This window comes from Congregibacter sp. (assembly GCF_047617445.1).
In the GTDB taxonomy this organism is placed as follows: Bacteria; Pseudomonadota; Gammaproteobacteria; order Pseudomonadales; family Halieaceae; genus Congregibacter.
The window spans coordinates 75,103-88,809 of record NZ_JBLGBE010000001.1 but is presented as its reverse complement, the minus strand read 5'-3'; the positions used below and the strand labels follow the sequence as shown (position 1 = coordinate 88,809).

Here is a 13,707-nt window from a genome sequence, read left to right as displayed (position 1 = left end):
CGATTTAGCCCAGAATCAGGACTGCTGAGAGTCCCAGCAACCAAAGACCTGCGCTTCGATAAAGAATATCCCCGAAAATCCGCGCACCGGATGCTTTATTACAGGCAACTCCTGCGAGCTCCCACAAAAGCTGTGGTGCTGACGTGGCATCAGCGAAATGCGCCAATGGAGCGCGCTGGCTGACCGCCATAAAGTCGCCGCTCAATGCGAAGGTCAGTCCCAGAATACGTGCGGGGATCCAGTCTGCCCAGCGCAGCACTTGTAAGTACTGCGGACCGCGATCATCCGCCGCAAGAGACGCTAAGGCGCGATACAGCACAGCAGCGATAGGTCCAGCCAGAACAAAATAGAACAATGGCGCGAACCAACGAGCATAACCACAGTAAACCAGACGCTGTAAGGCTTGATCCTGTTCCTCAGCAGTGATGTCTTCACGCTCTACTTCGTCAGCATCACCTGACGGCGAACCCTCAAGCTCCTCCGCGTCGGCCCCTGCCTGAACGCGTTCATCCGCACCCGTCAGAGGCGCCCACAGCTGCTGTACAGCCTCACAGGCTGCCTGGGGATTATCAGAAGCCCGCGCTTCATACCGTTCAAGTGCCGTGTGAAAGTCATCGCGCCCTAAGCTCCAGACAAAAAGGCCCGCGGTCGCCAGCAACTCGGCCAATCCAAACAACCATCCATCCAGTGTCGATAGTGCCCAGTACACGGACACCGCAATGACGCCAAGCGTAATCACCACACGCAGCATCTGTGCCGACAAACGCCCAGCCACAAAACTATCCCATTGAAAAAGCCATAGGTCGCGCTGTAAAAAATTGCCTGGCTGGATTACCTGCTGCAAGGACAATGCAATGATCATGGCAAGGAATGTCATCGCGCTATGGACTCCTCTATCAGTGAGTGAGCGGCTGGGTTCGTGGTAGCCCGGAGCAAACGTCGAAGCATTGCCCAATCAAAAGCCTCACCAGGATCAGTCTTGCGACCTGGCGCTATATCACTGTGCCCGACTACAGGCCCAGGCGCCAGCGTGGGCAAAAAGCGGCGAAGCTCAACAATCAACTCACTGAGCGCCCGGTACTGGGCGGCTTCGTATGCCTTGCTGTCCGTACCCTCTACCTCGATGCCGATACTAAAATCATTGCAATTGGTCCTTCCGGACCAGGAGGAGACACCCGCATGCCAGGCACGCTCAAAACAGGATACGAATTGGGTCAATTCACCCTGACGGTCGATCAGAAAGTGTGCGGACACTTCAAGCCCCTCTAGGGCGGTAAATGCAGGATTTAGGGAGCAGTCGAGCGTATTACAAAAAAGCGCCTCGACATCCCCGGTACCGAAACAACCGGGAGGGAGTGAAATATTGTGCACAACCAGCATTTCCGGCAGGCAAGCTGGCGGTCGGGCGTTACAGTTAGGGGACGGGCAATGCCGGGCGCTTTCAAGCCACCCATCCCACGTTTTTGGGGATAACATCGGTGTATTGTGTTCATCAACACAGTCCACGGCAAGCTCGGTGATGCTTTTCGTCTCTAAGCCCGCGCTGCTACCATGACGCCCGAAGTCCCCTTATCCCGCAAGCCGGAAAACCGTATGAGTCTCAGCCTTACTCGAGTCCCCCAAACCATTGTCGACAGCAACGTCGAAATCGCTCTAGCGGAGGATATCGGCAGCGGAGACATCACAGCTGATTTGCTGCCCGCCGATCGCATGGCCGAAGCCAAGGTCATTACCCGGGATGACGGCGTGCTGTGTGGCCAGCACTGGGTAACAACGGTGTTTGCCAGCATTGACGATCGCATCGCCATTGAGTGGTCTGCGGCAGACGGCGATAGCCTGACAGCCGGACAAACAGTCTTTCAACTTCGGGGCCCTGCTCGCGGTCTGCTGACCGGAGAACGTACCGCGCTGAATTTCCTGCAAACGCTATCCGGCACGGCGACACGCTGCCGAGACTACGCGCGGCGCGTGGAAGGTACCGGGGTACGCTTACTGGACACTCGAAAGACGCTACCGGGACTTCGCGCGGCGCAAAAATATGCCGTGCTTTGCGGTGGATGCCACAATCATCGTATCGGCCTCTACGATGCATTCCTCATCAAAGAAAATCATATTCTCGCTTGCGGCGGCATTCATGCGGCCGTACTTCGTGCGCGAGAAAGTGCCCCGGGAAAACCGGTAGAAGTCGAAGTGGAGAGTACCGATGAGCTGCTACAAGCGATTGATGCGGGCTGCGAACGTGTGATGCTGGACAATTTCGACCTTGAGACGCTCCAGGAGGCGGTTCAGCTCACCAATGGCAGAGCCGAACTTGAAGCATCCGGTAACGTCACGCTGGAGACTTTACTTTCGATCGCCAAGACCGGCGTTGACTTCATTTCCATTGGAGCACTTACCAAGGACTGCAAGCCCTTGGATCTGTCTATGCGTCTCACTTAAAACTGGCAACCAAAAGTGCGAGGGTTCGTGGTAACCCCATCGCGCTTACAGAGGCAATAGAGCCTCAGCGCTTACGATCACCCCATTGCGATCGGCATAAATATAATCACCACTGCAGACCGTGGCGCCTCCAATTTCAATAGAAACATTGAGCTGTCCCTCACCACGCTTGTCTGTCTTTTGCGGACAGGCACCCAGAGCTTTAACACCCAGCTCAAGCGTCTCGAGAATTTCCACATCACGAACGGCGCCCGCAATCACCAATCCCGACCATCCGTTTGCCACAGCTTTCGCTGCCAGTTGATCGCCCAACAAGGCGCGCCGTAAAGAACAGCCACCATCAACGACAATCACTCGCCCGTCCCCCGACTGCTGTACCAGTTCTTTTACGAGAGAATTGTCCTCAAAGCACTTAACTGTGAGCGCAACGCCACTGAAGCACGACACTGCGCCATAATCATGCCAGGTGTGCAGTAGGGCCCGGGCCTCGGGGGCGCTGTCGGCAAGATCCGGCGTAGTAAATACAACGGTCATTACAACCAACCCACAGGATAGTCCTGAAGGGCTCCACCGGCATTCGCCACGGTGCCCGCATAGCCCTCGCAGCGCGGCAACACGCTTTGTGCAAAGAAGGTAGCGGTAGCGACTTTGCGGGCGTAAAACTCATTATCGTTGCCTGCCTGAAGCGCAGCCTGCGCTACCTGGGCACCCCGTGCGAGCTGCCAGGCACCAAACAAAAATCCAGTCTGCATCATGTAGTCGAATGCAGCAGCCCCGGCTGCCTCAGGGTTTTCCGACAGCATCTGTAGGACCACTTCCGTTGACGCACTCTGCAGTGCCACAGCGTTAAGCAGGCATCGGCCAATGATCGCAAGCTCCCCACTAATGTCTACATAGCCTTGAGCATCAGCACGAATCATATCTAGCACGGAGGCCATAGTTGAGCCGCCGTCTCGACCGAGCTTGCGCCCCACCAGATCCGCGGCCTGAATACCATTTGTACCCTCATAGATAGGCGTGATCCGAACATCGCGCAGGTATTGCGCTGCACCCGTCTCCTCCACGTAACCCATGCCCCCGTGCACTTGTACACCCAGCGAGGTGAGCTCCACCCCCACCTCGGTCATCCAGCCTTTGATCACCGGAATCATCAAGTCGATGCGGGCTTGCTGCGCAGCACGCTCAGTATCAGCCCCGTAATGCGCCAAATCCATAGTCACCGCTTCGCTATAAGCAAGCGCCCGCATGGCTTCACTGAGTGCCTTCATGGTCAGAAGCATACGTTTCACGTCAGGATGCTGAATGATCGGAACGCCGCCTTGTACCCGCTCCTTGGCGTAGCCAAGTGCCTGCTGATAAGCGCCCTCTGATGCCCCCAGACCCTGGAGCCCTACTTTCAGACGAGCCTCGTTCATCATGGTAAACATACAGGTGAGTCCGCGGTTTTCTTCGCCCACCAAATAGCCAATCGCGCCGCCATCATCGCCAAAAGCCATCACGCAGGTAGGACTTCCGTGAATCCCCAGCTTGTGTTCCGTAGACAACGGATAAACATCATTGCGTTCGCCAAGACTGCCGTCAGCATTAACCAAAAACTTCGGGACAAGAAACAATGAGATACCACTTGAACCTTCGGGTGCATCCGGCAGCTTAGCCAGAACCAGGTGCACAATATTGTCCACCGCGTCGTGATCACCCCAGGTTATGTAAATTTTCTGGCCCGTAATCAAGTAATAATCACCCTTGGGTACCGCCCGAGTTTTCATAACACCCAGATCGGACCCCGCCCCGGATTCGGTAAGGTTCATGGTTCCTGTCCACTCACCGGTATGCAGCTTTTCGAGGTAGGTCGCTTTCAGTGCGTCATTGCCGTGCGAGGAAATCGCTAGTGCTGCGCCGCTGCTGAGAAACGGTGCCAAAGCAAAGGCCATATCAGCGCCATTCCACATTTCTGAGACCGCTGTTCCGTACAGCTCCGGAAGACCCTGACCACCAAAATCGGCATCCGCACATATCCCAAACCAACCGCCCTGAGCGAGTTGCTTCATCGCATCGGCATAGCCAGGGCTAATTACGACCTTTTTGTCCTCACAGCGAGCCGGGTGCATATCGCCCACTCGCCGCAGTGGTCCAAGAACATCTCCCGCAAGCTTACCCGCCTCATCAAGGAGTGCAGCGGTCAAGTCTTCGCCCACGCCCAACTCTTCAAAACGGGGTAAATTACCCAGCGTTTCGCCAGCACAAAGTACCTCGTCGATGACAAAGCGCATATCTTCCAGGGGCGCACGATACATAGCAAAGAAACCTCTTAGTGGTTCGGCTGTAAATTAGGAGCGCAGATAAGACGCCAAAGCACGCAAGTATAAAGGCTTGGCAGGAAGGCGGCATCATCGCGATACTGCACGGTCCGAAAAGCACTCGGCTGCCACTATGAATCTGCACCGCATTGATCTCAACCTACTGGTCTACCTCGACGTTCTCCTACGCGAGCGCAACGTCACCCAGGCCGCGCAGCAACTAAACCTGTCACAACCCGCCATGAGTAATGGTTTGCGTCGACTCAGAACGCTATTTGACGATCCGCTGCTGGTGCGCACATCCGAGGGTATGACGCCCACAGAGCGCGCACTTGAACTGGAACCCCTTGTCAGAGAAGCCCTCTCGCGTATCGATCAGGCAGTGCAGCCCCGCGCGGCATTCCGGCCGGAAGAGGCACAAGGCGTGTTTCGCATCATGGCCAGTGACTACGCGGAATCGACGCTATTCCCCAAGGTGTTGGGAGAGCTGCGGAATCAGGCGCCCGGCGTCACTCTGGATATTATGACGCCCTCCGATGTCAGCTTTCTGGATGTAGAGCGCGGCAAAGTCGATATGGTGATTAACCGCTTTGACTCCATGCCACAGTCTTTCCACCAAATCCTTCTCTGGGACGATAGCTTTTCCTGCCTTCTCAGCCCCAATCACCCGATTCTCAATGACTTCACCTTGGAGAAATACCTGCTGTCAGACCACGTGTGGGTGAGTAAAACCGGCATGGGGGTGGGCGTAGGTGTGAACCCTGACGATGTTCAACGCCTGGGTTGGGTGGATGCGGCACTCAATCGTTTGGGCAAAAAACGTCAAATTCGCGTTTTTACGCGCCACTATCAGGCGGCAATGACGCTTGCCGAACACAACGATCTAATTGTGACTCTTCCTACCCGTGCGGCCCTCCTGAAAAGGGACAACCCCCGTCTCGTGCGCCGAGATCCCCCGCTGGAAATACCGCCTCTTGAACTAAAAATGGCCTGGAGCCCGTTACTCCAACATAACCCCGGTAATCGCTGGCTCCGCAAGCTCATTGTAGACACCGCGAGGCAAATCGTAGCTTTGGACCAAAATTCATCAAATAAATGATGGCGATCATATCTATTAGCTTTGGGAATCATTGTCTCGGCATTAAAATCAGGGAATTCGTCTACCAATTGGTTCAATTTAAGGAGTCTTCATCATGACAACTCGGGTTTCACGAGCAGGCTTACAGGTTGCGCCGGTCATCGCAGAACTACTGGAAGAGCAGATTTGTCCGGGTATCGGTGTCGACCCCGGTGAATTTTGGGCATCTCTCGCTGATATCCTCGAAGAAATGCAGCCTCGAAACGAAGAGCTTTTGGCTATTCGTGAAGATCTGCAAAAACAAATCGACAACTGGCACCGGGAACATCCAGGGGCTGACTACGATCGAAGTGCCTACAAAGCCTTTCTTCAAGAGATAGGCTACCTCCTTCCCGAACCCGCGCCTTTTTCGATTACCACCGAAAACGTGGACGCAGAAGTTGCAAGCTTGGCGGGCCCTCAGTTAGTGGTCCCCGTAATGAACGCACGCTATGCGCTCAACGCAGCGAATGCTCGCTGGGGGAGTCTCTACGATGCCTTGTATGGCACAGACGTGATCTCTGAGGACGGTGGTGCAGAACGGGCCGGCGGCTACAATCCCCTGCGCGGCGCAAAGGTGATTGCCTGGGCACGGGACTTCCTCGATAAGCACTTTGCGCTTGAGACCGGCAGCCATCACGACGCTACCCGCTATCACCTTGGCGACGGTGATTTACGTGTGCGTTTGGGAGCCAGCGATGAAAGCAGCGGATTAGCGCAAGCGGATCAATTGCGCGGATATCGCGGCGATCGCGACGCTCCCACTGCCATCCTCCTAAAGCACAATGGCTTGCACGTAGAGATCCAGATCGACGCAAGCAGCCCCATTGGCGCCGAGGACAAAGCCAGCGTCAAAGACCTCCTCCTGGAGTCTGCGATCAGCACCATTCAGGACTGTGAGGACTCTGTGGCGGCCGTAGACGCCGACGACAAGGCAGTGGTCTACAGCAATTGGCTAGGTTTAATGCGTGGCGATCTCAGCGAAGAGTTTAAGAAAGGTGGCGCCACCCAGATACGCAAACTCAATCCTGATCGTCACTACACAGCGCTGGATGGCGGTGATTTAGTGCTACCGGGGCGCAGTCTGATGTTCGTACGTAATGTCGGACACCTGATGACCAACGAAGCGATCCTCAACAGCGCGGGAAAAGAAATTCCTGAGGGGATCATGGATGCCATGTTCACCGCGGTGATTGCGATGCATGATCTGAAAGGCGACAGCGATCTGCATAATTCACGCTGTGGCAGCGTTTATATCGTAAAGCCAAAGATGCATGGACCCGACGAGGTCAGCTTTACCGTCGATTTGTTCGGTCGTGTCGAAGATGCTTTAGGCCTCCCCAGAAACACGCTAAAGCTTGGCATTATGGACGAAGAGCGGCGCACCACGATAAATCTCCGTGAGTGTATTCGCAGAGCCAGCGAACGTATTGTGTTCATCAACACAGGGTTTCTCGATCGCACCGGGGACGAAATCCACACCAGCATGGCTGCCGCCGCGATGACGCCCAAAGGCGACATGAAGTCCGAGCCCTGGATAAGCGCCTATGAGGATCACAACGTAGACGCTGGACTGGCCTGTGGACTGCTGGGCCGCGCGCAAATTGGCAAAGGTATGTGGGCCATGCCGGACTTGATGGCCGCCATGCTCGAAGCCAAAATTGGTCATCCGCGAGCAGGCGCCAGCACCGCATGGGTTCCCTCACCAACAGCAGCTACGCTGCATGTCACGCATTATCACGACGTGAATGTCGCGGATGTGCAAGCGCTGCTCAAAGAACGTACACCCGCATCGGTAGACGACATTCTTGCGATACCACTGCGCGGCGCTGCCGACATGAGCCCCCAGGATATTCAACGCGAGCTCGACAACAACGCTCAGGGCATTTTAGGTTATGTCGTACGCTGGATTGATCAGGGTGTGGGCTGCTCCAAGGTACCGGACATCAACGATATTGGCCTCATGGAGGATCGCGCAACGCTGCGAATTTCCTCTCAACACATTGCAAACTGGCTGGTCCACGGTGTCTGCAGCGAAAGCCAGGTACGAGAAACGCTAGAACGCATGGCCGCCGTAGTCGATCAACAAAACGCCGCCGATCCTCTGTATAAGCCCATGGCTCCCAGCTTTGATGACAGTGTGGCCTTTCACGCCGCCTGCGACCTGGTGTTCCTTGGTACCGAACAGCCCAGCGGGTACACCGAACCTGTGCTGCATGCTCGACGCCGGGAGGCGAAGGCCATCGGTTAATGGTAGGGCCTGGCCGGTGCGCACCCGCAGCGGCCAGGTCCTCTTTAGACAGTCAGAGTCTATTAGCTCAGATTAGCCAGAGCCTCAATCGGCGGGACATACTCGTAACCCAAGGCTTCGGAAACCGCCTGATACGTAACCTGCCCAGCGTGCACATTGAGACCATCGCGCAGGTAGCGGTCGTCCTCCAGCGCCTTTTTCACGCCCTTACTGGCAAGCGCGAGCACATAGGGCAGCGTTGCGTTGGTGAGAGCCAAAGTAGCGGTTCTGGCAACCCCCCCGGGCATGTTTGCCACGCAGTAATGCACCACGTCGTCAACGATGTAAACCGGGTCCTCATGCGTAGTCGGTCGACTGGTTTCAAAACACCCACCCTGATCAATGGCCACGTCCACCAGTACAGAACCTGGCTTCATGCGAGAGACTAGGTCCGCAGAAACCAACTTGGGTGCGGCTGCTCCGGGTATGAGCACCGCCCCGACCACAAGATCGGCTTCCAGCGCATGTCGTTCTATGGCATCACGGGTGGAATACAGGGTCTTCATACGACCCTCAAAGAGAGTGTCTAGCTCTTTTAGCCGGCTGATCGACCGATCAACGATGGTGACATCTGCTCCAAGTCCCATAGCCATGCGCGCTGCGTTAACACCAACAACACCGCCGCCGATCACCAGTACTCGCGCTGGCTCAACACCGGGAACACCACCTAACAAAGTCCCACTTCCACCCTGAGCTTTTTCCAAGCTATGACAGCCCGCCTGAATGGCCATGCGCCCCGCCACTTCGCTCATAGGCGCGAGCAATGGCAAGCCCCCCTGAGCACTTGTCACCGTCTCATAGGCAATCGCAGTGGCACCTGACTCCACAAGCAATCGCGTCTGCTCGGGATCCGGCGCCAAATGAAGATAAGTGAACAAAAGTTGCCCTGGACGAAGCATTCGGCACTCTGCCGGCTGGGGCTCCTTGACCTTAACGATCATCTCGGCCTCGGCGAACAGCGAGGCTGCGTCGCTAGCAATACGGGCACCCGCAGCTTCGTATTGAGAATCATCAAAGCCGATGGATGCACCACCACAAGTCTCAACGAGGACCTCGTGTCCTGCGTGCACCAGCTCACTCACACCTGCCGGTGTGAGGCCTATTCGATACTCGTGATTTTTGATTTCCTTGGGAACACCAATGAGCATGAGAACTACTTCCTGAAGACTGTGAGAACGGCTCACATATTAGTTGCCCCGCAGCAAATACGCGCTACCTCTTTAGGGTGGCCAGTCAGTCATCGTCGACCCTGACGTCTTTGTACTGCAGGTTCGTCAACTGCTCAGATAGCAAGCCCAGTAGGAAGATAATCACACCCGAGGAAACCAACAGTGCGGACATGTTCGTAAAGCGCCAGGAGTCGCTCGTTATCGCAGTAGCAAAGTAGTTAAAGACCCCCAATCCCGCCGCTATGACAGAAAAGGGAAAGTACACTTTGAGCGGTGAATAGAGTGTCCCAACCTTGAAAATAATCAGCAGGAAGCGCAGGCCGTCCCGTAGCAAACTGATGTGACCACTGCCCTGACGTTTGGCAACCTTAATGGGGAGAAATGCCACAGAGTAGCCCGCGCGGTAGAACGCCATGGTTGATGTTGTGGGGTAGCTGAAGCCATTGGGCAACAGGTACAGAAAGCTTAAAAATTTTCGACGGTTAACGGCACGGAAACCCGACGTCAGGTCATCAATAGGCTGCCCCACCATCCAGCTTGCAAAACTGTTATAGAAGCTATTTGCCCCCCAGCGTGCAACGCTAGCCTGAGAACCCAACCCAGATCGAGCGCCCACCACAAGGTCGTAACCCTCATCGTACTTATAGAGCAAGCGCTCAACATCCGCCGGGTCATGTTGACCATCAGCATCCATGAATACCAGCACGTCCCCGGTAGCTGCCAAGGCGCCGCGTTTTATGGCGGCGCCGTTTCCTTTGCTGTAGGGCTGGGTGATCACCCTCGCCCCGGCGGCCGCGGCGATTTCGCCGGTGCCGTCGGTAGAGCCGTCGTCCACAACAATCAGTTCGTAGTCGGAATCGTAACTCTGGCAAGCCACGAGCAAATCCTGAATCGTAGATACTTCATTCTTTGCTGGGATAACAATTGACACTTTCAATATGTCTTACTCGTTAGATTTACTAGGTTTTTCAATCACATCTTGACTAATTGGCATATAAGACCAAGCGGCCACTTGCATTGCTATGGGCAATAAATCGTCATCGCCCGACGTTCGAAACCTCTTCACCAACCCTCTGCCGGCTTCACGTAGAATGGGTTCTACCTCCCTACCGCCCCCGATAGCCAACAGGTGCATTCCCAACGCAAGCTGTGCGCTGGGTAGCGTAGGATTACGTGCTGCATTCGTAAGTACAAAAAGCGACGGGTTGCTACGAATCACAACCTCCGCGGAAGTTCTCACGCTGAGGTAAGAGCCAGTCAAAACAAAGGCAACAGCTAAAGGCGCAACAACCGCCGGCATACGAACCGCCGCTCCTTGCACGATGACCGCACACGCACCCAATGCTAGCAGCCAGACCACTGCTTTCAAGACACCTGCGCCAGCCAGCACTGCTGGCACGATTGCAGGTATTGTGAGGATAAAGGAGGCCATTACACCCGCTAATGCCGCACCAAAAAAGGTATCGGTACGGCGTAACAAGCACAAAACCACTGCGAACACATAAACAAGAACCAGTGTCTGCCTTAGATACAAGTGGGTAATCGACATCGGCGCTGCCGCCGAATGATAAGTATTCAGCAGTAATTCCTCAACGGAGGGATAAGCATGCGGCATCGCGGGCGCATAAGCCCAGCCCATAAGAACAACAAGCGGCAATGTCGAAACAAGCCCAACTACAATCAAGCTGAAGTTTGTTCGCGCTAAACTCACGAAGAGCCACCTTTGAACATAGCAGCGATGGTCGACAGATGCCGATAGTCTTCATCGGCATCGATCAGAGCCAATATAACTAAGTGTGCTGCCGAAAAGTTACCCTCATCCAGCCACGCTGAAATCAATGGATAATAATGAGACAGTTGATGAGGCGAGTCTTCTAAAGCAGATTCTAACAACGAAATCCGCTCGGTGGATGACGCAGCGACCGCTTCAAGTAGCTGTAGTCGCAACTGGGTTCCCGCATACGGACCAGGGAATCTTTCAGAAAAAACACGCACTACCTCAGCCATACGACTTTCAGTTGGCTGACATCCCCCTCCGGCTACACATGCGACGAGTACGCGCATCGAAGCATACTCCGTAGCCCTAAGTTTTAGCTTGGACACGCTGCGTTCAATACCCGCAAACCACCGTTCTGGGTCTGCAGCTTCAGTCGCGTGCAACGAATCGATAGTGTACAGCATGACTAAGGCACTCAAATCGAGTGGGTCGTCTATATGGCTCCTTTCGAACTCATGACGCGCCACCAAGAGATACTCGTCAGCCTCCCGGCCACTCACCGTCGCATTATTCCGATGCCGAATAAGTGTACTGGCGTAGAAGTGGCGCGAACGCTGAGAATCCGGGTGCCGGCCATAACTCGCCGATGCCAGTTCGAGATCAGATGACCACACTGACGCCCGCAATCCAAGCGAAGAACTAAACAGAATCAACACAAATACTGCAGGAAGCCAAGGTCCCAAATGCAGCGACAACCGCTTCAGCCCAAAAGCCAGTGAATGGAGAACTGCAGCCAAAAGCAGTACTGGCCCCACCAAAGGCAAATAATTACGATGTTCAAAAACAATCTCGAGCGGCAAAATCCCTGACTCGATGCTATGACCTGACAGAAAAAACAACGCCGCCATAAGTAGCCAGGGGAACCTAAGTCGTATCGCAATTCCAAAACCAATAACTAGGCACCATGCAAACAAAGAGATCGCGGTGGTGACTGGCGACCAAAATCCAGACGATAGTAGGATGTCGTCATGGTATAGGCCTAGCTCACCTATCCGAGGCAGAAAGAACCAACCTAAATACTCCCAAGATAGTCGAAGCTCGGTGAACAGCCTTTCAGTAATAGTGAAATCTCTATTTGCGTAATCGCCTACAACCCAATCCCATTGGTAAAGAGTAAACAGCATCCCCGCTAGAACTGGGAGCAGTGCAGCCACCCGGGCGCAGCGCACTGCAAAGAGTGACCTCCGCCCCGCCCACCGCCCACCTAACAGGCACGCTTCCAAAACAACGACGAGCCATGGCAGCAGAATGCCATTCTCTTTAGAAAACACAGCCAAAAACGTAAAGATGCCCAACCAAAGCGCCAACGCTGCGACCTCATCCGGCGTCGCCGCTCGTTCGACCCACTTTGATCGGTAATACATGTAGCAGGCCAGCCCACTGATCACAAAAAGCGCCGAGAACTGCGCCATTCGTTGAACAGGATAAAGCACGGTTGAAGCCAAAAGTGGACTTGTTAACCACAGGGCCGCAGCTAACAAAGGAAAATAGCGATAACGACTATCCCCGGACAAGCCCATAGCCCGGCACAGATAGCTTGCCAATACGAACAGCGCAACGCCGCAGACGAGGTGGACCGCGAGGTTACCTAGTTTTAGTGAGAACGCGGAGGATGGAGGTCCGTCTTGCAGTTGCACCGCAAAGCTAAGCATGGGAATTGGTCGGCGCAACGTTCCCGCCCCAGAGCTCTGAGCAGCGCCCCACCAGTCGAGTAAGGTTTCTTTAGTCCCTGTGAGCCGACTGTTGTCCACGATATTGGACGCGTCATCAAAAAGAAATGGCCCTGACAAACCGGGGAAATAGAGTAGCGCCGTAAACAACAACAGCACCGTGAGTGCCGTCAGTTCGTTACGCAGAGTCCTATGAATCAATTGCCGTGCCCATAAATATTGCTTGAGTCACATCGTCCACTCTATTGATCACCAATATTTCGCCTACCCGGCACGCATCATACAGGCGAAAAAAAGCCCGGGCATACCAGCCCGGGCTTTCGGTGACAAAAAAGACTCAAATCAACCCCGGCAAGTGGCCGGTAAATAACGAATCTCTACTGCTACCCCCTGCGTCCCGGGCCGGCACACCCAGCTAATACCACGTGTATTCACGTCTATCGTGCCGATAAGCTCGAAAGTCGAGTTAGCCGTCGCCCCAGGCATTACGCTTTGCCAAACAACTGCCCGTAAAATCGGCTGACCGCCCGTTGAGGCGTAGCTGATCTCTTGAATAATAAGCGTGGGAGCTGAATTAATACCGGACTGCGCTGATGTTGGCAGCCCACCTGTTGACACTAAATACTCAGCAATCGTGGTCTTAGCTTCAGCCAAACGCGCCAAGGGCTCAGACATACGTGCTCGTACGGTGTAATCCTGATAAGCAGGCAGCGCAATCGCAGCCAAAATACCAACAATCGCGATGACGATCATCAATTCGATGAGCGTAAAGCCCTGCTGCCGCTTCATATTTACTTTCTTCATGGTTTCTCTCCAGTTAACCGAAGGCGTATCAGCGCCTCACAAACATACTTAGTCCACGATAAACAAAGCAGCTTACGGGCCAACACCTCCAGAAAAATAAAAAAGCTATAAAATACAACTGGTTAAATAACTTCCGGTAGCACC

General features: G+C 54.5%; 12 protein-coding genes. 3 read left to right on the top strand and 9 right to left on the bottom strand.

The annotated features are described in order from the left end of the window. Positions 1 to 4: 4 nt before the first annotated feature. Both ACI9KD_RS00435 and ampD read right to left on the bottom strand, forming a co-directional pair. Positions 5 to 877: a hypothetical protein gene (locus ACI9KD_RS00435; RefSeq protein WP_414979161.1), complete on the bottom strand. Its 873-nt coding sequence runs from the start codon at positions 875 to 877 to the stop codon at positions 5 to 7. Next, on the bottom strand, positions 874 to 1,476 hold the full coding sequence (gene ampD, locus ACI9KD_RS00430) for a 1,6-anhydro-N-acetylmuramyl-L-alanine amidase AmpD (protein WP_414979247.1): 603 nt from the start codon (positions 1,474 to 1,476) through the stop codon (positions 874 to 876). Before ampD ends, ACI9KD_RS00435 begins: the two co-directional genes overlap by 4 nt. Positions 1,477 to 1,593: 117 nt before the next feature. Here ampD and nadC point away from each other — a divergent pair, with 117 nt between their 5' ends. After that, positions 1,594 to 2,439 (top strand): carboxylating nicotinate-nucleotide diphosphorylase, encoded by an 846-nt coding sequence (gene nadC / locus ACI9KD_RS00425; protein ID WP_414979160.1) that lies wholly within the window; start codon positions 1,594 to 1,596, stop codon positions 2,437 to 2,439. Between the two features lie 45 nt (positions 2,440 to 2,484). Here the strand turns inward: nadC and rraA are convergent, their stop codons facing one another. Both rraA and ACI9KD_RS00415 read right to left on the bottom strand, forming a co-directional pair. Then, positions 2,485 to 2,973: a ribonuclease E activity regulator RraA gene (gene rraA / locus ACI9KD_RS00420; RefSeq protein ID WP_414979159.1), complete on the bottom strand. Its 489-nt coding sequence runs from the start codon at positions 2,971 to 2,973 to the stop codon at positions 2,485 to 2,487. After that, positions 2,973 to 4,733: an acyl-CoA dehydrogenase gene (locus ACI9KD_RS00415; RefSeq protein ID WP_414979158.1), complete on the bottom strand. Its 1,761-nt coding sequence runs from the start codon at positions 4,731 to 4,733 to the stop codon at positions 2,973 to 2,975. Before ACI9KD_RS00415 ends, rraA begins: the two co-directional genes overlap by 1 nt. Positions 4,734 to 4,869: 136 nt before the next feature. On the opposite strand from ACI9KD_RS00415, the gene ACI9KD_RS00410 reads away from it, so the two are divergent. Then, entirely contained in the window at positions 4,870 to 5,835 is a 966-nt protein-coding gene (locus ACI9KD_RS00410) for a LysR family transcriptional regulator (RefSeq protein WP_414979157.1), read from the top strand. Positions 5,836 to 5,929: 94 nt separating this feature from the next. Continuing rightward, a complete protein-coding gene (locus ACI9KD_RS00405; protein ID WP_414979156.1) occupies positions 5,930 to 8,104 on the top strand; it encodes a malate synthase G in 2,175 nt (724 codons plus the stop codon). Positions 8,105 to 8,166: 62 nt separating this feature from the next. On the opposite strand, the gene ald is transcribed toward ACI9KD_RS00405, so the two are convergent. The 5 genes from ald to ACI9KD_RS00380 form a co-directional block, all read right to left on the bottom strand. Next, positions 8,167 to 9,291, bottom strand: a complete 1,125-nt coding sequence (gene ald / locus ACI9KD_RS00400) for an alanine dehydrogenase (protein ID WP_414979246.1) — start codon at positions 9,289 to 9,291, stop codon at positions 8,167 to 8,169. Positions 9,292 to 9,376: 85 nt separating this feature from the next. Next, positions 9,377 to 10,243 carry a glycosyltransferase family 2 protein gene (locus tag ACI9KD_RS00395; RefSeq protein ID WP_414979245.1) on the bottom strand — a complete coding sequence of 289 codons (867 nt, stop codon included), beginning with the start codon at positions 10,241 to 10,243 and terminating at the stop codon, positions 9,377 to 9,379. A gap of 12 nt (positions 10,244 to 10,255) precedes the next feature. After that, on the bottom strand, positions 10,256 to 11,023 hold the full coding sequence (locus ACI9KD_RS00390; protein ID WP_414979155.1) for a hypothetical protein: 768 nt from the start codon (positions 11,021 to 11,023) through the stop codon (positions 10,256 to 10,258). After that, positions 11,020 to 12,960, bottom strand: coding sequence for a hypothetical protein (locus tag ACI9KD_RS00385; protein ID WP_414979154.1), 1,941 nt, complete (start codon positions 12,958 to 12,960; stop codon positions 11,020 to 11,022). The genes ACI9KD_RS00390 and ACI9KD_RS00385 overlap by 4 nt, the downstream gene beginning before the upstream one ends. 141 nt (positions 12,961 to 13,101) lie before the next feature. After that, entirely contained in the window at positions 13,102 to 13,548 is a 447-nt protein-coding gene (locus ACI9KD_RS00380) for a pilin (protein ID WP_414979244.1), read from the bottom strand. Between the last annotated feature and the right edge of the window lie 159 nt (positions 13,549 to 13,707).